The sequence below is a fragment of the Zobellia galactanivorans genome (genome assembly GCF_000973105.1).
Lineage (GTDB): Bacteria > Bacteroidota > Bacteroidia > Flavobacteriales > Flavobacteriaceae > Zobellia > Zobellia galactanivorans.
The window spans coordinates 3,818,771-3,841,573 of the sequence record NC_015844.1 but is presented as its reverse complement, the minus strand read 5'-3'; the positions used below and the strand labels follow the sequence as shown (position 1 = coordinate 3,841,573).

Sequence of the window (22,803 nt, the reverse complement as noted above, 5' to 3'; positions counted from 1 at the left end):
CATGAAAAAATATACTACAATACTTATTGTTTTATTCACATTTTCGCTAGGGATGGTTTCCTGCGAGGATTACTTGGATGCAGATCCAGAAATGGGAATAGACGGCGAGGTTGTCTATTCGGAATATTACAGTTACAAAGGGGCCGTAGACCGGGCCAACTGGCTGGTCATGAACTATGTGGCCACCTCATCTAACTGGGGTGCCTATGTGGGCGCCATGGGAGACGAACAACAAGCCGTAAAGGCCGATATGCCCGTTTATAAATCTATAAACCAAGGTCTATGGCAAGATTCGAATTGGAGGGATTTCGGAATGAATTTCAATTCTGAAACCAACTATGGATCCGACCCTTACTACAACTCCCCTGCCGGAAAGTCGCTGAAAGCGATCAGGGCTATGGGATTGGCCATTGAGAACATTGAGAAATTAACGGACTTCCCCGCTGAAGTAGGTGCCAGTCCTACAGAATTGAAAAATCAATTGTTGGGGCAGGCACATGCGCTTAGGGCATGGCATATGTTCGAAGTGGTTCGACGCTACGGGCCCATAACCTTAGTCGATACAACTGGTGGAGAGCGCAAGACCTTCTCGTCAGAGTTCAATTTTGACCAAGTCAAACCTACCTTTCAACAATGTGCCGACCTTATTGCCGCCGATTGCGAAGATGCGGTGAAGTATTTACCAAACCGATGGAAAGACCCTACAGATGTGGGGCGTTTAACAAAGGCTTCGGCCTATGCCATTGAAGCCATGGCCTATATGTACGCAGCAAGCCCCTTAATGAACACCGAAGGCGATGCCTTGCCCTTCGGCCAAGATTCGTACGACGAAACATACGCCAAAAAAGGAATACAGGCTATGGTAAACGCACTAAAACTGGTCAATAGCGGTGCTACCCGATACAAACTTTACGACAAGGATAGTTATATGGAGAATTGGATGTCCCAAGATAGGGCCATCAGCGACGAAGCCTTGTTCCAACCCGTTCCGACAAACTCCGATAACTGGAACCTACCTATGAACAGAAGCAATTCGGGAGTGGGATGGTTTCTTCCCCAACACGACGGAGGTTGGGCCGTATTCAACGTACCCACCCAAAATGCAGTGGATAAGTTTGAGACCATAAACGGATATCCCGTAGAGAATTTCTCTTCGGCCGACCCGTCGTTCGACCCGAAAAACCCCTATGACAACAGAGACCCTCGCTTGCGTTCTTTCATTTATTGTCCCGGTGACAAGATGTACCTGGCCGATCCAGGAGGGGGCAATAACTCTACCTTCGAAAACCAAGCCTGGTCAAACCCTGGTGACGAGGGTTGGCACTACAAGTATTACCGAGGAAAAAGCCTCGTGTATACCGGTTACTTCGACGCAGGTAAATGGAGGAAATTAGGATACAACAAGTATGACAATAAGTGGTCTCAAAACTATTACAGAATTTTTCCGCTAATACGTTTGGCCGATATGTATCTCGGCTTGGCAGAATTGGGCAATGAAGTATACGGGCCTTCCTCGAACATTCCGGAAGCCGTTGCCGCCGGTATCGATGTTACTACGGCCAGTCAGGCCATAAACAAAATTCGTAACCGGGTTGGCATGCCCGATGTGCGTTCGGAGTTTTTAACCGATAAAGGCACTTTTAGGGACCGTATAAGAAACGAATGGGCCGTAGAATTTTACGGAGAGTTCCGTCGCTGGAGGGATATTCGCAGATGGCGCATAGCCAAAAACCTATTGGCCGAAGGAATTTACGAAGCCAATGTAACGAAAAATGCAGATGGCTCCTTTAGCTATGTAAACAAGAAATTGGATGTTCCAAGGGTTTTTGAAGACAAGCATTATTGGTATCCCCTAGATATTAAATATGTGAACATGTTTGAATCATTTAAGCAAAACCCTGGTTGGTAACAATAAACAAGAATAAACTATGAAACAATATATATTGACACTATCATGCGCCTTGCTCTGTCTATTTTACATAGACGGGGTCAATGCCCAAGATGGAACGGGTAGTACAAAACAAGACACCCTTTTGCTCCCATTCTATAAAGTGTCCGAAAACAGGCTTGTAGGGGCAATAGACGTAATTACAAGCGAAGAGTTGCTGCATTCGGGATATCCTAGCTTACAGGCCGCTATAGAAGGACAAGTGCCGGGCTTTACTTTAGGCCGCATAAGAGGGAGGTCGAGAGGCGGTGACAATGATGGGCCACTAGTGGTCATTGACGGACTTTCCAACCGATTTCTCAGCTCCCTGCAACTCGAAGAAGTGGATATGATCTACATCCTTAAAGATGCCTCGGCCAAGATGTTATATGGCAGCAGGGGAGCAAACGGTGTGGTGGTCATAAAGACGAAAAGAGGAAAAAATGCCGAGAAAAAAATCTCGCTACTGGTAGAATCGGGCATACGAAGCGCCGGTAGCTACCCTGAGTTTGTCGACGCCCGAAATTACATGAAGTATCGTAACCAAGCCCTCAGAAATGATGGCAAGGACATTTTATTTTCCAATAACGATATTGCATTGGCCGGTAAGGATTATAAACATCCTGATGTCGACTATTACGATATGTTCGTCAACGATGCGAAGAATTACAAAAATGTCAATGCCCAGCTGCTCGGGGGGGATGAAAAAACCCAGTATTTTTTCAATCTCGGTTATGTAGGCGAAGACGGTATTGCAAAAGTTGGCGAAAAGGGCAAGACCAATGCCTTGAACGTAAGAAGCAACCTAGATTATAAGATCAACGATATCATTTCGGTCAATCTAGATATTTCGGGTCGTTTCTTTACAGAAAATGGAAGCCACGTCAGTGATAATGAACTCTTTAACCAACTATCTTCCACAAAACCGACCGATTACCCTATCTTCATTAGTGCACGGGCCGACGTAGATTCATTGGGAACATCGGATATAGTGAACGGAAAGAACCTATATGGCGACTTGGCCTATTCCGGTTATCAGAGACGTACCACCTCTATTGCCCAGACCAACATAGGAATGAACTTTGATTTAAATAGATATATCAAAGGACTAAAAGCCAGGGCCTACGCCACCTTTGACATGAACAATTATATTGCCGAAGGGAAATCGCTTACGTATCGTACGCTAAAACCTGCATTGACAGCGACCCAGCAAGATACCCTTATCGTAAACGGTGTCTATAACCCAAAGGGCAATGAGCAACGTTTGGCGGATTCCTACTACAGAAACCTAGGAGGCGGCGCTTATATCGACTATGACCGAGTTTTCGGAAAACATGCCATAAACGCAACCCTTAACTATCTCGTCGACAATAAGACCGTAAAAACCGCCGCTGCCATTATGGAAACAGTTCAAGATGACAAGAGTATGAACTTTGGCCTAAGGCTCAACTATGCCTTTCAAAACAAGTACATTGCAGAGATATCCTCTTCTTATATGGGATCTACAAGGTTCAACAAAGACAACCGTTGGAAATTGTTCAATGCCTTTGGCGTGTCTTATGTCGTGTCTGAAGAGAATTTTATGGACAATGTGGGCGTTATCGATTACTTAAAAATTAAGGCATCGTACGGTAAAATCGGCTATGATCAATCGTTTCCATATTTATTGTACAACGACTACTACCAATACTGGTCGGGGAGTTATGCAACCGGGGTCAAAAACTCCGAATCATTGGTAGGGACCCAATATGTACAGGCCGGAAACCCTAATTTAACCTATGAGACCTCTACGGAACTGAACATAGGCCTTACTACCCGAATGTTCGGAAACAGGTTTAGGTTAGATGCCGAATTCTTTACCGAAAAACGAGAAGGCATGCCCACTACCATAAACTACGCATTTCCAAAACTGGCCGGCACCCCTAACATCGTAGCTAATTACAATGCAATTGACAATAAGGGTTTTGAAATAGCTGCAAAATGGGGAGACCAGCTGGGAGATTTTGGCTACTCTATCGGGGGTAACTTTACCCATTATATTTCTAAATGGGCCAAGTACGATGAACTAAACGATTTTTCGTTCCAAAATACGGAAGGTCAAGATACCGACGCCATCTGGGGCTATGTCGCCGACGGGTTTTACACCAGTGCCGACGATATCGCAAACTATGGTGCCGAAAACGGAACCCCATTGACTTCTAGCTTGGGGCCTATAATACCTGGTGACCTTAAATTTAAAAACCTGTCCAATTCAGACTCCGAATATTCCTATGACGATAACGTCATCAACAACTATGACAAGACCGTTATAGGTAATAGCACACCGCGTTATGTGTATTCAATGATCCTTAACCTTCAGTATAAAAAGTTCAGCTTTTACGCTAGAGGACAAGGCGTCGGCGGCTTCGATCGAATGAATGCATGGTCTTCCTATTATACCAATAAAGGGGATGCCAAATATTCGAGGTTCGTTTACGATGCGGCCGTTCCGACCTTTGACAGTGAAGGCAATGCCGTTGGCTTGGCAAATAACGACTATACCCTGCCCCGGCTTACGAGTGAAAATTCGGCCCACAGTTATAATAGCTCTACCTTCTTTTTAAAGAACACCTATTATTTTAAGCTAAACAATGTGGAACTGAACTATAAATTTCCAGATGTCGTTCCCGCTTCTATTGCAGCCCAAGACCTGAATATTTTCGTAAAAGCGGACGACCTTATGACCTTCCGCAGCGACTGGGCCCTAGATGCCCAATCGCCTAATTCCGGTTTAAGCTCAGCACCGAGATATACGACCGTCTCTTTAGGTGTGAAAATAGGTTTCTAAATGAAAATGAATAAAAAAAATTATCTAAAGATGAAAAATATACGGAACAATATATTGCCGCTCATACTGCTTACCGTACTGGTTGGTTGTAGCGACTACTTTGAACCCAACTTCAACAATAACTTGAGCGAAGAAGCGGTATTGGATTACGAATTGAACCCCGAGTACGTTGAAGGTTTATATGTACCGGCTTATGGGGCAATTCCTGGAAGTTACACCACTTTTTCAGGTGACTTTCTAGATTGCGCCACAGACAATGCGGTTTCCAACAACTATAACTCTACCGCGTGGAAAATGCATACGGTTTCCAATTTCTTTACCTCTGGTAATTATCCTATTTACACATGGAGCAATAACTACAGGTACATAAAAAGTATCTACAAATTTCTTTCCGTAGGCTTGAACGAAGACATCGTATACCGCAACTCCAATGAGGACAGAAATATCCAGATAAAAAAGAGAATGGAAGGAGAGGCCCACTTTCTGTTGGCCCTAAATTATTTCCAGCTCTTACGCGATTATGCCGGGCCTGTAGATGGCGAAATCATGGGAGTCCCAATTGTAGACAAGGTAATTACGGAAGAAGAGGCCCTAGGGTTAAAAAGGGCGTCATACGCAGAATGTGTAGAATTTATAGTAGCACATATCGACACCGCATTAACTAGCGGTCTTCTCCCCGAGTATTCCGACGAATACGTTAACTCACATCCCGACGACAACCTTCAGTCTACCATTTATGGCGACGGACTGGCAGGCCTGCCCACAACGGTAGCCTGTAACGCCTTGAAATCGCGCTTACTGCTCTATGCCGCAAGCCCTGCCTTTTCGGGAGGCAATTCAGCTCAGGCCACGGACTATTACACCCGTTCGGCAAAGGCCGCCAAAAAGGTTATCGATGCCATTGGAGACCTGCCCGATATCTATCACCCGGAAACCATTGATGACGATTACTTTACAAAGGTTGACGCCAATCCTGAATTAATCTTAAGAAGGGCCAGCCAAACGAAAGCTTGGGAGCAAGATAATTACCCCCCTTCATTGGGGCTATCGGTCAAAGGCTCGACAAACCCCAGCCAGAACCTTGTAGATGCATTTCCTATGAGCAATGGCTATCCAATTACCGATACGTCAAACTCAGGCTACAGCGAAGATATGCCCTACGAAGGCAGGGACCCCCGCTTTTATATGACGATTATTTATAACAATGCGGAATTCCACGACACCAATATTGAAATGTGGGACGGGGGCAATACCGCGGTAGGTGCCGCCAATATTTCAGACGATTCGCGGGTTTCGCGTACCAACTATTATTTGAGAAAATGGATGACCGAAAAGCCAAGCTTTATTACCGGTGTCAGTTCTGAAACCCCTTGGCATTTTACGGCCATGTTCCGCGCGGTAGAGGCCTATCTCAATTTTGCGGAAGCCGCCAACAATGCGGTCGGCCCCGATGTAATGATCGATGGCCTTTCGGCCAGACAGGCATTAAGGCTCGTTCGTAACCGCGCCGGAATTCCTACGGATGGCGACGCTTCTATAGGTAGTGACCCCTATTTGGCAAGTTTGGCCGACCTCGCCCCCCTTATTAAAAATGAAAGACGTATAGAACTCTGTTTCGAGGGACATCGTTTTTACGACCTCAGAAGATGGGGAGACGATCTGAACACGACGGTAAAAAAATCGGAAGTTTCCACAAATGATAATGGAAGTACATTCGACTATAACTTTAATGAGAACGTCTACCCCAACCAAGTTTCATTTCCAGAGTACATGAGATATGGCGCCATACCTCGAAGTGAGATACTAACAAGCTCCAATTTGAAACAAAATGATGGTTGGAAATAATTCAAAAACGAACAAAATGAAAAAGATTACCATACTTCCGTTACTTCTTACTTTTTTGATGACTGCTTGTTATGACGAATACCAAACAGATTTTGAAAGTACGGCGGCCTATTTTGCCAATCAATACCCGGTCCGTACCGTTATCCTCGATCCAGGGTCAGATACTTTTGAAATCAATGTAGGAGCTACCTATGGGGGCAAATATTCTTACGATGGGGCCTCGGTAACCCTCAACTATACCATTGCCGATACCTTGATAACCAACAATACGGAATATACGGATATGGGGATCAAGGTAATGCCACCTTCATGGTACACCTTGTCAGACCCCTCTACAATCAATATTGTGGATTCAAACGTCGGTTTTGTAAATGTGACCATTAAAAGGGACTCTTTGGTGAAATATCCGGCCGGGGCCCAGAACACCTATGCCATTCCCTTCCTATTGACCGGGGGGACCACCGATTCCATTCTTGATAGCAAAAAGTTTTCTATCGTTGCCGTAAAATTCAAGAACGAATTTGACGGAAGGTACTATGTTAAGGGCAAGGACGACGAGCTGAACCAAGACGGTTCGGTCGCTTCGAGCATCGAATACAATAATCCCGCATTGGTATTGAACAAATTCATCTTCCTCACTACTAAAGAACGTGATATGCTTTCCGTACCACGTGTGGGCGACAATGAAAGCGGCAGTGATTTTACGTACGATTTAAAATTCCGTCCTTCCGATGGCAGTGCCCTGTTATCGGCCGACCCGAACTCAGAAATTACCGAATTGGTAGGTTCGGCCCAATACGACCATGATAACCAATCGTTTATCTGCAAATACAACTACCGATATAACGACGCCGAGCACAGTGTAATCGATACCTTGATTTACGCGAATACAGAAATAAAGATGGAAAGTTGGAAATAATCACATCATTTAAAAGATAACGAGATGAAGAAAATAATATACTTTTTAATATCGGTGTTTTTTGTCTTTTCCGCTCCTTCTTGTGAGCAAGAAGATTATAGCGATATAAACATTACACATGATACGGAAGAGAAGGTCTCCAAGGAATTTGTTGGTGATTTAGATTCCCAGATCATTATAAAAGACATGGATGGGGCCCTGGTCAATGAAATCGACATGGGCAAAACCTTTTTTGTTATTGATAACACCGAAGGAAATTCAGATACCAGTGAATGGGTCATTACCAAGGGCGATGAAACCATAACGTCTAAGGAACAGATAGTCCGACTAAATTTTTCCAACCCGGGAGTTGCCACGGTAAAACTTACCTCAACCCGCTCTTCGGATGGAAAAACGACAAGTTCGGAAACCACGGTAACGATCAATAGCGTTCCCGTCAAAACCCGCTTTATTACCGATCCTGTTGCCGATGCCGAAACCGTTGCTATCTATACCAGTAATAGCATTAGCTTTACAGACACCTCGGAAGGTTCGCCCACCGAATTCAATTGGGTTTTCGAAGGCCCCGAAACCTTGACCTCTACGGAGCAAAACCCGGTAATGACCTTTATGGAACCCGGTATTTATAATGTAAGCCTTACGGCCACACGCGACGATGGAGAAGAAGGGATTTCAGAAGATACCATTGAAAAAATCGGGTTTATTAAAGTAGAGCAATTGGTGGTAGAATTGATCCGAGCCGTGGCTACGGACAGTAAGATAGAACTTCAATTTACGCAGCCCATAGCGCAAGATATCCCTGCCACTGCAAGCAGTGAATTCTCGATTACCATCAATACGAAAAACGGTGCCATTTTAACCCCGGATATCGTATCAATCGAAGCCACAGGGGAAAAAACCGTTGAATTGGTCTTTGGCGACAAAATGTACAGTGATGACGAGGTGCTTATTTCATTCAATCCCAGCGGAATCTTAAAAGATGCCACTGGAAACTATATTCCGGAAATGATAACGGACGAACCCTGTGTTTACGGTCATAACCTATGGAGTGGAACGGATACGGAAGATGAATCGAAATTTGCACTTTCTACCAATAGCAATGGTTCTGGTTTCTTTAAATTTGTAGACGAAAACTCTCCAGAGCTTCCTATGGAACCTTACCAAGGTCGCAGCTGTATCGGTTTTATCAGGGGCGATGACAAAATCGGCCTGAGCGTTATGCAAGGTTACACCGTAGCCGAGGGCGATGTAGTGGTTCTGGCATATGAGGGCAAGCGTATAGAAAATGTCGCCGGTGCACTGGAACGCAGGATGTCCGCAACAATGGCCAGCGGAGGCAACGATGCCAACGGTAACTGGTCTAGCGCCAACAGCAATGGTGGGGATAACGAATGGATCACGGTCACTAAAACCATCAATGTAAGCGCAGATACCAAAGGGGTCACGGGCGAATTGTTTTTGACCTTCTTCCGCTACGGGGGCAACTCTGACACCGCCGCCCTATGGATCGACAACCTAAGGATCTACAAACCCAATCCCCGTCCTTAAAACATCGATATCACTTTAATACACGGAAAAAATCCGGCAGCCCAAAAGCTCGCCGGATTTTCTTATATCCACTTCTTTTTAAGGCTGTCCATTGCCGTATCTCGCGATTAAGGGAACAACCCGAAGCACATATTATCGTCCCTAATTCCGTTATGCGACGCACTGAGAACTTAAATCAATACGGTGAAGCCGTTTGGCCTTCTTCCTGGTTTCAAACCAACACCCCTCCTCACCCAAAAAATAAAATAAAGGCAGAAGCCGTGTTCGGAATTCGATGTATAATGATGTACATTGCACCGATTTTATGAAGTTCTACAAGATATAAAAGCCGATTTTACGCATTGAAACTTAAGAGCAAAAAGAAACTAGTAAGCTACCTCAACATCTTAGACCAACCCGTAAGGTTCAACCCCTTCGTCTTTAGTCGCACGTTTTTGTTGTGGGCCTTTCTTGGATTGGTAGGCGGAACCATTGCGGGGGCGTATTGGATCGCACTCGAGTTTTTGACCCACCAATTCGCTTTTTTCACTGGATGGCAAGTGATTCCCTTTATGGCGGTTTGCGGACTTTTAGCGGGTTTGGTAATCCACTTTATCGGAGACCCGGGAGAAATCCATTTGATCGTGAACAACATTCGGTTCAACAAAGGGAAACTTGACCCCAAAAATAATCCTTCAATGGTGCTGTCGTCCTTATTATGTGTGGCATCGGGCGGAAGTCTCGGCCCCGAAGCCCCATTGGTACAAATAACGGGTTCGACAGGCACTTGGATCGGAAAAATCTTCCGGCTAAAGGGCGAAGAATTACGCTCATTAAGTATCGCAGGCATGGCCTCGGGTTTTACGGCCTTGTTCGGGGCCCCTTTAGGCGGTAGTCTGTTTTCCTTGGAAATACTCCACCACAAGCACGCGGTAGAATATTACAAAGCTATAATTCCCGCCTTTGTCGCAAGTTGCTTTAGCTATTTGATCTTTGCCCTGATCGTCCATTTAGGATTGGGGCCTATATGGGATTTATCCGCCTATGAATATTCGGGGATTTTCGATTTCGGCTATGCCGTTCTCTTTGCCATAATCGGGGCGTGTTTTGGTTGGGGCTTTATTTTCTGCACCAAATTTTTTAAATCGGTTTTCGAGAAAAGACCCATTCCCATTTACATTAAAACCCTGATCGGTGGCCTTTTGCTCGGAACCATCGCCTTTTACCTTCCGATTACGCGATACTTCGGGCATCACGAAATTAACGAACTCATTGCCGGGGATTTTTCCTTGACGGTATTGATCGCCATATTGGTGTTTAAACTAGTGGCCATTTCAATTACCGTGACATCAGGTTGGAGGGGCGGGTTTATTATTCCCTTGTTTTTCGTCGGGACGACCTTGGGATTGATTATCCATCAATTGTTTCCAACGGTCAACCTAACATTGGCCATTGTCAGCTGTATGGCCGCCATTAATGCCTGCGTAACCCGAACCCCGATGAGCACGACCATCTTGCTCGCTACCTTGACCGGCTTCGGACATTTTATCCCCATATTGTTCGCAAGCTTGACCGGTTATTTTTTAGCCCCAAGAATACCTTTTATAGGAGCGCAAATGGAAAATAAGGAGGACGCATAGGAATACCACCCCCAAAACTCAAAAAGCCCTTAGGCGGCATTAGGCTGTATGCTTCGGAAGCTTCACTCTCGACGGACATGTTTACTTCATTATAAAAATTTAAAAAGCTCCTCTGTCTATTAAAGACCATTACCGTTCAGTCCTCTATCGATACTATCAGGGTAACGACTACTATGTCATCGGCTGACTTCTCTACCTAACCAACTCGTAGTTGTAGAGACCTCCCCAGAGCCTGCCCCGATCTTTATCGGGGTAAGAACATCTTCTTTCACTTGATTCCTGCCGCATCTACATTAGTTCACTTTTGGTATTCTTATGGGCTTTATAATGATCTGCTTACTTACCCGTGCATTTATGCCTCATATGCGATTCCTGTTCGTCGGTACCAAGTTTTGTAGGGTCGCTTCCTCCAGATGTAACCTCACGATTACCACCCTTGCAACTTACTAATGGCTCAGGCCGTTACCCCTGCCCATAAGGGACTTGCACCCTCTAAATGAATTAGCTACCTTTCGATAAATAAAAGATGCCCATGCTGGGCACACACAATTTATATAGTGTATAGCTTCCTATCGTCAGCTACGTCACCATATACTAACAGTTGTACAACATTATAACCAACCGGTAACCATTGATAAAATTCTTTAGAAAAATTCGCCAAAAATTGCTGACTGAAAATAAATTCAGTAAATATCTACTTTATGCTATCGGTGAAATTATACTCGTTGTGATTGGAATATTAATCGCTTTACAGATTAACAATAACAATAATTACAACGAACAAAGAAGTCTAGAGCAGGAATATCTAATATCCCTACAATCAGAATTTGAAACGAACCTGAATCAAATAAATGCCTCTATTCAAGAAAATGAGCTGCGTATACAGTCACTTGAATATCTATTGACTTTATTTGACAAAAATGTGCTTGACACAGTCAATAGTCAAATAATTTCCCAAAAGTTCGCCCCTATTTTCGGCAGTGAAATCAGCTATGTACCGGCAACAGGAGTTTTAAATGACATCATTAGTTCAGGTAAGCTCAATATGATTTTGAATAAAAGCTTAAGGCAAAACTTAGCCTCTTTTAATAGTTCTTTGGATTTTTTAAACAAACAAATAAATGGAGCTGAATTCACAGACGAAAAATTGCGTACTATTCTTTATGAAAAGGGAAGTATACGGAAAATAGTGACGGATATAGGATTTATGAATTTTGAGCACGAGTCGATTTCCGAAAAGCTCGATAACAAGCTGGTGTTCGAATCAATTGAATTTGAAAATTACCTACTGGGTTATCGATTGTTAGCTGATGCCACGAATGGACCGCGACTATTTGGTCGCATAAAGAAGGAAATAGAAACCATACTAAAGGAAATTGAGCAAGAACTGGAGAAATAACGAAAGCACAATAATGGCTATAGTAAATAGGGCATAAAAGTGTTAAATTTAAAGGCTTGGGTGAGTTTTCCAAGCCCACCAAACCTTTCGGATATACTCATGTGATTTCTATTTTCAATAAAGAATTCGTGATAACGCTGCGCTAAGTTGGCAATTAGAAAAATAAAGATAATTACACAACGCAAAAGTTTTGACGAAGTGTAAGACGGAAGGTTGGTTGCGTGCCACCTGCCCTATTTAGCTCAGCCCAACCGTTAGCACCAATTCAATAAAAAAAAATTTGAATTATTAACCCAATTCTAAAGATGAAATTATTTTATACAAATTATGGGACGGATAAAAGTATAAACTCTGATAATCCAATTGAAACTAATGCAGAGGATGCTATAAATATTTTTTTAGAATTAGTAGATGAAGATGAAAGTTTTATTGGTTTTGTAGATAAAAATGATAAATCTATCCAATTCATAAATGAGAAAGAAAAATGGCTGTTGGATATTCCCAATCCACCTCATTTTGAAAATCTACAAGCATATGTAAACGACAAAGAATGTATCTCTTTAATTGAAAAAATTATCGATGAAAATAAAATAAGTCTTGACATGAAATTATATAAGGTAAAAATTATGAATGAGACATTAAACGATATATTGCTTCAAGAACAAAATAATAAAAGAGGCGAATCTAAGAAAGCAAAACCTTTTTGGAAATTTTGGTAATCTAAAAAAACAACACTTAAAAATTGTTCAGATAATATAAAAAATGTTCGGTTTAACGAGAGGAAATCACCGCAGGGAACAATGCGCCATAAGCTTACGGTCGCTGATGATGTTCTCCACATACCCCACAAGACAGAGTGTGAAGAAGACTACCGGTTCTATGCTCTTTTGGCCGCTGTCCCCATAATAGCCTTGGGTAAGACCATATAGGAACCGCAGCTCCAAGACCTCCTTTAACCTTCTGTAAAAATTGCTCTTCGGAATACGCTCGCTTAACCGGTAATGGGCGAACAGCGTTTCTTGACACCTCTTTTTTACCTTCATACCTAAAACTAACGCCCCAACATTAAGATCACGTTGACCCTCTATGTTTTTTTTCGTTAACTTGTGCAACAGGCACGCCGTATATAAAAAACTGCTGGTGTTAGGCTTAAACAAAGGTCGTTGCAAGTTTACTACTTCTGATTTTCCTTCGGAAAAACCTCGCACGCAAATCCTCAACTATTCTTATACGTAACCATTGTGTAAAATATTGAAAAACTTTCCTGAATTCAAGAAATAGTGCTGATTAGATGTAACCATTGCGAATTAAAAAAGAATCTAAATAAAATGAAAAACCTGTTATTGATACTATTGACTTTTTCAATCTTGATTTCTTGCAAATCAAATCAAGAAAAAAAAGAACAGCAAGAACCAAATAAACAAAAACCTTCTTCGACACAGATAATTTCTGAATTGGATAGTAACGAAGACGGAAAATTATCGAAAAGTGAAGTAAAAGGACCAATCGCTGACGATTTTACCAATATAGATAGTAACAATGATGGCTTTTTGACCTTAGAAGAACTTAATAAAGCAGAAAAGAATCAAGAGCATAGACCCCCACAACAAACAAATACATATTTGTCAAATGAGATTGACGCTTCGGTTATGACCATTCCAGTAAATACGAATTATTTTATTTCAGAAAACATAATTGATGGAATACAAAAGCAAATAGTTGAATTAAACGGAATTGAGACACTTTGTTATGTCATTAAAACAAATTCCCAAGCAACTGAGCATAAAATGGGACCTTGGTGTCCTAGACATATCGAGGATGGAATGGAGAAAGCTGGAATTTGGTTTAAAGATGATAAAGTTTATGATGTTTCAGGACACTTTATTGCTAAATTAGATGAGTTTTACAGCGATGACAAATGGAAATTATATAGAGAAGATGGAACGATTAAAGTAACCGATACAGAAGAGGGTTGTTTGGCGGCAGCAAAACCAAATGTAGAGGAAGAATATCATAACCATTGTGTAGAATGCTTGCCCGAATATTTCAAAGACCAAGTAACCACTTTTGTAATTCCAGTCACCCCAAAATATATAAAAACCGCTCAAAGTTTTGGAAGAGGAGGAATAGGAGTTGCTTTCAACGGAGTTAAGTATGACCCACCTGCACCAACACACGCAATATTAGCAGCTCATACAATAGCGCCTTTAGATGACCACGGAGGGCACGTAAATCCGCACGGAGGCTATCATTATCATGCAGTTACCGGCTCAACAAAAGAAATTCCGCAAACTGATATTCACTCGCCAATTATCGGTTATGCAATCGACGGATTTGCAATTTATGGCTTATTGGATAAAAACGGAAACAAGCCAACAGATTTGGACGAATGTGGTGGGCATTCCGATGATAAAAGAGGATATCACTATCACGCTGGAGAACCTGGCGGAAACCAAATTATAAAATGTTTACACGGGTTACCTGGGTATACAGAAGTAAAGGAGTAAAAAACATTATACACAACAAAGAACCGTTGCGCATCTCGACATGGCGTCCCAAACCCTTATTTTTTCAAATAAAAAAACCATAACTTACTGATTTTAAAAGGGTACACTTATAAAGTCGCTAAATTAAAAATTACGCGATAGCGAAATATTCAAAATTTAACTTTGGACAAGAAAAAATAGAACTAAACAAAAAGCTTTAGCTATGTTCGTAGACAGAAACAGGCCAGCGCACCAACTCGCCCATTGCTGTCGCAGATGTCGTACCTCCGATCTGCACTTAGCCCAAGCCTTATCTTCAATTGAAATAGAGTATGATCAAAGCTGATAAAATAATCCACAAATACTGTTTAGTCTTGGTAACACTCATAATCTATGCTTGTCAAGCCGAGAATAAATCAGCAGACATTTACAGCTATCAAATTGACGATAAGACTGAAAAAATTGAAACGCTAAAAAAGTATTTAACAAAGGAATCAGGTCTTATTGAAGCTGAATATCATATATGGTTCCAAGACAATGGAACAGGTAGAATTCCTGGACCTTCAGATTATAATATTAAACTTGCATTAAAAGTTGAACCTGACTCTCTTGATTCTTGGACTAACTATCTTGATCGATCATCAAAAAAGATATCAATTGACCTATGGGACGAATTGCAACTAGATAAAAACTTTTGGAAGTTAGAATCCGAACCGGAGTTATATCACTCTAGTTTGTCTACTGAAGTGAAATTATTATTTAGAAAAGAAAATATCATTCTTTGTATTTATTCGACAATGCCTGTCGCCCTTGAATACCTTGATGAATAAACGAAGATTGCCTATATACTATTTGACGAAATAACTCTTTTTAGATTTTATTGGATCTATGACCTTATAAAGAATATAAAAACTAAAGGGTTTATGATAAATCGATAAAGGATAGTTTTGGACTAGAAATTATTCTCGATAAAATTAAACCTGATTTATCGGATTATGATATGATGCTTGCGCCAGTTCGTCGCGCTCGTGTCAGTTTGGTGTGCACCTGTAAAGTTGAGTGCCACCCCATCACCTACCCATATTCGAAACCATTATATTTTATTATAAAAAAAATAACACAATTGTAAAATTGGAATACTAATTTTGCCCGGAATGAAAGAAAAGCTGGAAATAAAAAATTGCTACTTAATCCTGTCCGTATTCGGACTAGCATTGTTGCTTTTACTTTCGCCGTGTAAGGTTAGGAACTTTATACAAGCCGAGCTAGATTTCCCTCAAACAAACGTATTAAATAAAAGTCGGACCACAATTTCGGCAACAAGCTGTGTGGCTTTTGATATTGCCGAAATCAACCATTCATCTTCAACATCAGATACAAAAGCACAGGACTTTTTATATAATAATGAGTTATTTGCTTTTCATTTTCCTACTCGATTAAAGGTTTACAACACCTTTCGAATCCGTGCTTCTAAACGGGTTCCTTCCATACCCCTTTACATTTTATACCAAAACATCCAGGTCTATTCGTAGTTGACTATTTACGTTAAAACCAATCAGTTAACCAACTGTATTTAATAATCAATCCCTTATAAAAATGATAACTCAAGATAAGAATCTTGAAGTTAGCTACACGTATTCTTGATGGGGGAAATCTTACTAAAAAGAGCTTTATTACTTTAACGATTTAGCAAGCAATAAAATGAAAGAAATAAATATAAAGAACGATTCAGGCCTATTAGCTTTAGCTATTAGACTTGTAGTAGGCTGGACCTATTTTTCAGCTTTCTGGAGGAGAACAATTCTAGCCACCAAATTAGACCCAGATCTACCGGGTTACATTGGGGAGAAATTCAATCACTTTTTACCAAATGCACTTGGTATAAAACCGATAATTCAATATTTAGTAGAAAACCCAGACATTTTATGGATAAATATGGTCGCCTTTACAATCATTGAAGGTATAGTAGGTCTATTTATCATTTTTGGTCTTTTTACAAGATTGATGAGTATTGGCGTTTTTGGTTTGGCCATGGGAATACTTTTAGGTTCTGGATGGATAGGTACGACTTGTCTTGATGAATGGCAAATAGGAGTGTTGGGAATTGCCACAGGATTTGTTCTGTTCTTAACAGGAAGTGGAAAGTATTCATTAGACAATTACTTTGTAAATCATAATTATTCATTCACCAAAAAGAAATGGTTTGCTTGGCTTGGCTCTGGTACTATTCCTATCAAAGAAAGAATTTTCCCGAAAGTAGTATTAATAGGATCTTTGCTTATTCTTGGGATTACCTTAATGACCAACCAAGTATTTCACGGTGGCTTATGGGGCACACTACACAATAAATCCGTAAAACCTAAACTAGAAATTACAGAAGGTAAAATTGAAAATTCGACACTTTCGTTCGACGTATTTAGAACAGAAGGTGTTGATGTTTACGGCTCTTGGGTAATAGCAATTGAGTTAATTGATAACAACCATAATACAGTCCTTCAATATACTCAAGAAGATTTAGCTCAATTGAAAAAGGAGAATTTCGATAATTATTATATTGCCAAAATCAAACCAGGAGAACATAGCTTAATTGTACCATTGGGAGCTAAAGCTAGAATAAGCTTAAATCATACGGTTTTATCGAACATGGCAAATGGAATATACACCCTGAAAATTACAGATATTAGCGGTGCTTTTTGGACACATTTGATTGAAAAATAACTAAAGCTAACAATAGTGGCCGTTGCGCAACTCGACATGGAGTCTACCCCCTATGTTTTGAAATTTAAAATATCATAACATACTGGTTTTTAAAAAGGTATTGTACCGATTACGTATCAGGATTGACGTGTTTATTTTAAATTTTGAGTTGTGCAACAGGCACAATGTATAAAAAACATAGCTATTACAGGCTCTCCGAGAGCTTTGTGTGTATTTGCGAATACCGCCTAATTTAAAAATCCGGATCGTGTACAATCCGAAAAGCTAGCGCTTTTTTATGCTGCGTTTCATACACAAGGTCGCTAGCAATACTAACAAAACATTTCGTGAGTGAAAAACCATCGTATTTTAACGTCCTTGGAACGTAATGTTTTAGAACAAAAATTGATTTAGAGTTTCAAGCAAAAATGTAACCTTACCTGCTTTTAGGGATGGCTACACGCAGATGGATTTTATTCATGCGTAATTGTTGCGCCAAAGGATTTTTCAACAAGTTTATGTAGAGGCTTCGATCAAGCCAAACTGTTGCTCTGATGGACTTTATTGTTAAGTTCTATAACAAATTTAAACGTACCTTTGTAGTCAAATGCAAGAAAACAGACTTTCAGATTGGTTACCAACAACGAACAAAGAAGTGAAAATTCGGGGTTGGGAAGAATTAGATGTTATTCTATTTAGCGGAGACGCCTATGTAGATCATCCTTCATTTGGACCAGCCGTTATCGGTCGCATTCTGGAAAGCTATGGCTTAAGAGTAGCTATTGTTCCGCAACCGAATGTGAACGATGATTTGCAAGATTTTACAAAATTGGGGACGCCAAAATTATTTTTTGGAGTTACCGGTGGGTGTATGGACCCCATGGTGAGTAATTATACCGCTAGTAAAAAACGTAGGGATAAGGATGCCTATACCCCAAATGGTGATAAAGGATTTCGACCAGATTACGCCACATCGGTTTATTCAAATATTTTAAAAGATAAATTCCCGGATGTTCCCGTTTTAATAGGGGGTATTGAAGCTTCCCTGCGTCGTGTTACGCACTATGATTATTGGAGTGATAAATTATTGCCAACTATTTTAGAAACTTCTAAAGCTGATATGTTGGTGTATGGTATGGGTGAACAACCTCTGCGAGAAGTGGTTGAGCTCTTGCAAAAAGGAGTGCCTTTCTCGAGTTTAAAAACCATAAAACAAACCGCTTTTTTAATTGATAAGGATGAAGCTACCCCTAAAAACAAAAATTGGGAAGATGTTGAAATTCATTCGCACGATGTTTGTTTAAAGGATAAGAAAAAATTTGCCTCTAACTTTAAAGTCATAGAGCAGGAATCTAATAAGCTTAAAGCTAGACGAATTTTTCAAGGCGTAAAAGATAGAATATTGGTGATAAATCCACCATACCCAACAATGACCGAAAAGGAAATTGATGCTTCTTTTGATTTGCCCTACACTCGGTTACCGCATCCGAAATACAATAAACGTGGGCCAATTCCTGCGTTTGAAATGATCAAGACTTCCATTAACATTCATCGTGGTTGTTTTGGAGGTTGTAGTTTTTGTACGATTTCGGCACACCAAGGAAAATTTATTGCCAGTAGAAGTGAAGAATCTATTTTAAAGGAAGTCGACAAAGTCGCCAACATGCCTGATTTTAAAGGCTACCTATCAGATATTGGAGGGCCGTCGGCCAATATGTACAAGATGAAAGGGAAGGTACAGTCCATTTGCGATAAATGTGTGGCCCCTTCTTGTATTTCCCCTGTCATTTGCAGTAATCTAGATACCTCTCACAAACCGCTAACCAAGTTATATCAAGCCGTAGATAAACATCCTAAAATAAAAAAATCATTTATCGGAAGTGGTATTCGTCACGATATGTTAGTGCCCGAATTCAATAAAAATGCGGACCCTAAAGAATTAGATGATTATACGGAAGAGGTAATGACAAAGCATATTTCCGGGCGTTTAAAAGTGGCTCCGGAACATACGTCCGATCCCGTCTTAAAACTGATGCGGAAACCTTCCTTTCAATACTTTCATAAATTTAAAGAGCGTTTTGATAGAATCAATATAAAGAAGAACCTGAAGCTTCAGTTGATTCCTTATTTTATTTCAAATCATCCTGCTTGCGAAGTAGAGGATATGGCCAATCTAGCGGCTGAAACAAAAAATATGGGTTTTCAGTTAGAACAAGTACAAGGTTTTACGCCAACACCAATGACGGTTGCAACGGTTATTTATTATAGTGGATTTCATCCTTACACACTAAAACCGACCAAGACTCCAAAAACAAAACAAGAAAAGGATGAGCAGCATCGCTTCTTTTTTTGGTATAAAAGGGAAAATAAAGGCTGGATCAGAAATACGTTGAATAAATTAGGCAGAAAAGATTTGGTAGAAGCATTAGTGCCCGAAAAAGAAAATGATTCTTGGAAAAGCATTAAACCGAAGAAAGTTAAAAACACCTTTGATGATGCGATTCCTGCAAGTCATTCACGCCTAAAAAACAAACGTAAATCTAAAAATAAGAGACGTTAAAACGTCTGCTACCCCATTCGAAAATTGAAAAGTAAAACTCCCAATGCCAGAACTTGATGTCATTCATGAAAACAAAGACTATATTGTTGTAAATAAAGCGGCGGGACTTATAAGTGAAAAAAGTCCTTACGAAGCGGTCACAGTCGAGACTCAGGTTTTGAATCACCTTTTAAAAAGTAAGCGGAAGCCTTATCTTGGCATCATACATAGGTTAGATCGCGTTACAAGTGGTGTCTTAATTCTTGCAAAGAAAAAAAGCATTCTTGTAGAATTCAATAACCTTTTCAGTAGCCGTAAAGTTCAAAAAACCTATTTGGCAATTGTTAAGAATAAGCCGGCAAAGAATAAAGGGAACCTGGTGAATTTTCTTGTAAAAAACAACTTAGAAAAAAGAGCGGACATCGTCCCTACAAAATCAAAAGACGCCCTGAACTGCTCACTTTCCTATGTGGTTATAGACAAAAACGATTTCGGTTATCTTTTAGAAATTAAGCCAAAAACAGGTCGATTCCATCAAATAAGGGCGCAATTAGCCAATTTAGACCTTCCTATTATCGGAGATGAAAAGTATGGTTCGGATCAAAAATACTTTCCCCTATCCATTTGCCTACATGCATGGAAAATAACCTATGAAAACTCAAGCTCCAAAGAATCCCAGACCTTTGAAGCACCTCTGCCCAATAACGATTTTTGGACATTCAAATCCATCTAGACCTATCGATTATTTTTAATAAGTACTATGGTGCAGAAGAACTGTATTCGAACAGATTTCAGTAGGTTTGAATCTCCACAAGCAGAACGTACTTACTCAAACGTATCACTATTTTTGCTGTCAAAAGTAACCGTTGCACAACTCGACATGGAGTCCAATCCTCTTATTTTTTGAAATAAAGAAGCATAACTGACTGATTTTAAAAGGGTATTATTTCCATTAAGTATCAGGATGGATGTATTTGTTTAAGATTTTGAGTTGTGCCAGGCACAAGGAAAAAAAATATACGGCGGTTAAGGCTTTCTGAAAGGTCTCTGTATTTGCAATCTTGCCAACTATAAAATATGGCATTTACAAAAAATGATAAAGCAAAATATTTATATTTGGTTTAGTACCAAACAGAAACCTATCGCTTATCACCTGCCCTATGTTTCTTATACTGACCGTTTACAACAAGCTGGTACGATATTCAAGCACCAGAAAATGAATAAAAGAAAACAAATGTACCAAAGCACATTATTTATTGTTTTATTTACATTTTATCATGTAATAGGAATAGCACAAGAAAAAACAGATTCAAAAAAACCTATAACATTTGAACCCACTTGGGAATCTCTTAAGCAATATGAATCGCCAGAATGGTTTCGCGATGCGAAATTTGGTATTTGGGCCCATTGGGGTGCACAATGCGAACCTGAAGCTGACGACTGGTATGCCCGTAATATGTATATTGAAAAAACAGCAGGCTACCGTTTTACGGATAGTACGGGCACGGTTGGGACTGAAACAAATCGACAATACCTTTACCATCTAGATCATTACGGCCATCCTTCCGAATTTGGTTTTAAAGATGTAATCAATGAGTGGAAAGCAGAGAATTTTAATGCCGATTCATTACTTACCCTTTACAAAGATTGTGGGGCTCGTTATTTTATGGCAATGGCCAACCATCATGATAATTTTGACAACTACAATTCTAAATACCAGCCTTGGAACGCGGTAAATATGGGTCCCAAAAGAGATCTTATCGGAGAATGGTCCAAAGCTGCTCGAAAATTAGGTTTACGCTTTGGTGTCAGTGTACACGCTTCCCATGCCTGGAGCTGGTACGAAACCGCCCAAGGTGCTGATACTGAAGGACCATATGCCGGTATTCCTTACGATGGAAAGCTTACAAAAGCTGACGGAAAAGGCAAATGGTGGGAAGGCTATGACCCTCAGGATTTATACGAGCAAAATCACAAAGCAAACCCAAACAATATTGTCGAATAGAGCTGGGACCCGAATTTAGGTGTTCAAACTCCAGATTCAGCTTATATAACAAAATACTACAATCGTGTAATCCAACTTTGGGACGATTACAAACCGGACCAAATTTACTTTGATGATTTTGTGCTTCCATTGTATGAGATTGATTCAACCCTAGGACTAAAAATGGCAGCACACTTTTACAACACCAACACTAAATGGAACGGTAGAAACGAAGCTGTAATGAATACCAAAATGTTGAATGAAGAGCAACGTGATGCCATTATGCTCGATATTGAAAAAAGCAATGCACCCGATATATTACCTGATGCATGGCAAACGGACGAATGTATCGGCACATGGCATTATAACAGACAAATGTACTATCAACACAAGTATAAACAGGCAGCTGAAATAATACCAATGCTTGTGGATATTGTGAGTAAAAACGGAAACTTGATGCTTAACCTTCCATTACGGGGCGATGGTACTTTAGATTCAGATGAGATTAAAATTATTAAGGAAATTGGAGCTTGGTTAAAAATAAACGGTGAAGCCATATATGCCACACGTCCTTGGAAGGTAAGCGGAGAAGGCCCTTCTACAAAAAAAGCACCTCGCCACCAGACTTTTGGAAGCAGTTATACCGAATATAGCAGCGAGGATATACGTTTTACCCGCTCAAAAGACAACAAAACGCTTTTTGCCATTGTATTAGCTTGGCCAGAGGACGGGAGAATTAATATTAAATCACTGGCTAAGGGTGCACCCACTGCCGAAAAAATAAAAGATGTATCTCTAATTGGTTATGAAGGTAAAATTAATTGGAAACTGGGTGACAAAGGCTTGCAAGTTAACCTCCCTAACAAACTGGTAAGCGAACACGGTTTTGCCATCAAAATTCACAAAAAACCCTAATTTATAAATATTAAGCAGTATAGAAAGAATAGAGATACAACGCCAGTGTACCACAAGGAGCTGAGTTAAAAAACAAAGCTTCCCGTCCCGCTTTTTCA

15 protein-coding genes and 1 pseudogene are annotated in these 22,803 nt (G+C 40.5%); 15 read left to right on the top strand and 1 reads right to left on the bottom strand.

Annotation, left to right across the window (positions count from 1 at the left end; all coding sequences use genetic code 11):
• The first annotated feature begins 1 nt into the window (after position 1).
• The 8 genes from ZOBGAL_RS15740 (at position 2) to ZOBGAL_RS15705 (ending at position 12,803) form a co-directional block, all read left to right on the top strand.
• Positions 2-1,909, top strand: a complete 1,908-nt coding sequence (locus ZOBGAL_RS15740; RefSeq protein ID WP_158499741.1) for a RagB/SusD family nutrient uptake outer membrane protein — start codon at positions 2-4, stop codon at positions 1,907-1,909.
• Positions 1,910-1,928: 19 nt separating this feature from the next.
• Complete coding sequence (locus ZOBGAL_RS15735; RefSeq protein ID WP_013994668.1) at positions 1,929-4,754, top strand: SusC/RagA family TonB-linked outer membrane protein; 2,826 nt, start codon at positions 1,929-1,931, stop codon at positions 4,752-4,754.
• 30 nt (positions 4,755-4,784) lie between these two features.
• Positions 4,785-6,599: a RagB/SusD family nutrient uptake outer membrane protein gene (locus ZOBGAL_RS15730; RefSeq protein WP_158499740.1), complete on the top strand. Its 1,815-nt coding sequence runs from the start codon at positions 4,785-4,787 to the stop codon at positions 6,597-6,599.
• A 16-nt stretch (positions 6,600-6,615) separates the two neighbouring features.
• Positions 6,616-7,518, top strand: coding sequence for a DUF1735 domain-containing protein (locus tag ZOBGAL_RS15725; RefSeq protein WP_158499739.1), 903 nt, complete (start codon positions 6,616-6,618; stop codon positions 7,516-7,518).
• A gap of 24 nt (positions 7,519-7,542) precedes the next feature.
• Positions 7,543-9,066, top strand: coding sequence for a PKD domain-containing protein (locus tag ZOBGAL_RS15720; protein ID WP_013994665.1), 1,524 nt, complete (start codon positions 7,543-7,545; stop codon positions 9,064-9,066).
• Between the two features lie 341 nt (positions 9,067-9,407).
• Positions 9,408-10,685: a chloride channel protein gene (locus ZOBGAL_RS15715; protein ID WP_013994664.1), complete on the top strand. Its 1,278-nt coding sequence runs from the start codon at positions 9,408-9,410 to the stop codon at positions 10,683-10,685.
• A gap of 631 nt (positions 10,686-11,316) precedes the next feature.
• Entirely contained in the window at positions 11,317-12,084 is a 768-nt protein-coding gene (locus ZOBGAL_RS22820) for a DUF6090 family protein (protein WP_013994663.1), read from the top strand.
• Positions 12,085-12,389: 305 nt separating this feature from the next.
• Entirely contained in the window at positions 12,390-12,803 is a 414-nt protein-coding gene (locus tag ZOBGAL_RS15705) for a hypothetical protein (protein ID WP_013994662.1), read from the top strand.
• Positions 12,804-12,872: 69 nt separating this feature from the next.
• On the opposite strand, the pseudogene ZOBGAL_RS15700 reads toward ZOBGAL_RS15705, so the two are convergent.
• Positions 12,873-13,127 (bottom strand): annotated as a pseudogene (locus ZOBGAL_RS15700) (transposase); the annotation flags it as partial.
• A 285-nt stretch (positions 13,128-13,412) separates the two neighbouring features.
• On the opposite strand from ZOBGAL_RS15700, the gene ZOBGAL_RS23835 reads away from it, so the two are divergent.
• The 7 genes from ZOBGAL_RS23835 (at position 13,413) to ZOBGAL_RS24060 (ending at position 22,705) form a co-directional block, all read left to right on the top strand.
• Positions 13,413-14,591: a YHYH protein gene (locus ZOBGAL_RS23835; RefSeq protein ID WP_013994660.1), complete on the top strand. Its 1,179-nt coding sequence runs from the start codon at positions 13,413-13,415 to the stop codon at positions 14,589-14,591.
• A gap of 311 nt (positions 14,592-14,902) precedes the next feature.
• Entirely contained in the window at positions 14,903-15,400 is a 498-nt protein-coding gene (locus ZOBGAL_RS15690; protein WP_013994659.1) for a hypothetical protein, read from the top strand.
• A gap of 871 nt (positions 15,401-16,271) precedes the next feature.
• Positions 16,272-17,288 carry a TQO small subunit DoxD gene (locus ZOBGAL_RS15680; protein ID WP_013994657.1) on the top strand — a complete coding sequence of 339 codons (1,017 nt, stop codon included), beginning with the start codon at positions 16,272-16,274 and terminating at the stop codon, positions 17,286-17,288.
• A gap of 586 nt (positions 17,289-17,874) precedes the next feature.
• The gene (locus ZOBGAL_RS15675) at positions 17,875-19,827 is read left to right on the top strand and encodes a YgiQ family radical SAM protein (RefSeq protein WP_013994656.1); all 1,953 of its coding nucleotides are present in this window, start codon (positions 17,875-17,877) and stop codon (positions 19,825-19,827) included.
• A gap of 43 nt (positions 19,828-19,870) precedes the next feature.
• Positions 19,871-20,539: an RluA family pseudouridine synthase gene (locus ZOBGAL_RS15670; RefSeq protein WP_013994655.1), complete on the top strand. Its 669-nt coding sequence runs from the start codon at positions 19,871-19,873 to the stop codon at positions 20,537-20,539.
• 360 nt (positions 20,540-20,899) lie between these two features.
• Positions 20,900-21,811, top strand: coding sequence for an alpha-L-fucosidase (locus ZOBGAL_RS24065; RefSeq protein ID WP_013994654.1), 912 nt, complete (start codon positions 20,900-20,902; stop codon positions 21,809-21,811).
• Positions 21,812-21,856: 45 nt separating this feature from the next.
• On the top strand, positions 21,857-22,705 hold the full coding sequence (locus ZOBGAL_RS24060; protein ID WP_394331330.1) for an alpha-L-fucosidase: 849 nt from the start codon (positions 21,857-21,859) through the stop codon (positions 22,703-22,705).
• The last annotated feature ends 98 nt before the right edge of the window (positions 22,706-22,803 follow it).

Excerpts from the sequence above, each read along its gene's own strand:
- ZOBGAL_RS15740 (WP_158499741.1), top strand. The coding sequence starts at position 2 with ATGAAAAAATATACTACAATACTTATTGTTTTATTCACATTTTCGCTA.
- ZOBGAL_RS15735 (WP_013994668.1), top strand. The coding sequence starts at position 1,929 with ATGAAACAATATATATTGACACTATCATGCGCCTTGCTCTGTCTATTT.
- ZOBGAL_RS15730 (WP_158499740.1), top strand. The coding sequence starts at position 4,785 with ATGAAAAATATACGGAACAATATATTGCCGCTCATACTGCTTACCGTA.
- ZOBGAL_RS15725 (WP_158499739.1), top strand. The coding sequence starts at position 6,616 with ATGAAAAAGATTACCATACTTCCGTTACTTCTTACTTTTTTGATGACT.
- ZOBGAL_RS15720 (WP_013994665.1), top strand. The coding sequence starts at position 7,543 with ATGAAGAAAATAATATACTTTTTAATATCGGTGTTTTTTGTCTTTTCC.
- ZOBGAL_RS15705 (WP_013994662.1), top strand. The coding sequence starts at position 12,390 with ATGAAATTATTTTATACAAATTATGGGACGGATAAAAGTATAAACTCT.
- ZOBGAL_RS23835 (WP_013994660.1), top strand. The coding sequence starts at position 13,413 with ATGAAAAACCTGTTATTGATACTATTGACTTTTTCAATCTTGATTTCT.
- ZOBGAL_RS15690 (WP_013994659.1), top strand. The coding sequence starts at position 14,903 with ATGATCAAAGCTGATAAAATAATCCACAAATACTGTTTAGTCTTGGTA.
- ZOBGAL_RS15680 (WP_013994657.1), top strand. The coding sequence starts at position 16,272 with ATGAAAGAAATAAATATAAAGAACGATTCAGGCCTATTAGCTTTAGCT.
- ZOBGAL_RS15675 (WP_013994656.1), top strand. The coding sequence starts at position 17,875 with ATGCAAGAAAACAGACTTTCAGATTGGTTACCAACAACGAACAAAGAA.
- ZOBGAL_RS15670 (WP_013994655.1), top strand. The coding sequence starts at position 19,871 with ATGCCAGAACTTGATGTCATTCATGAAAACAAAGACTATATTGTTGTA.
- ZOBGAL_RS24065 (WP_013994654.1), top strand. The coding sequence starts at position 20,900 with ATGATAAAGCAAAATATTTATATTTGGTTTAGTACCAAACAGAAACCT.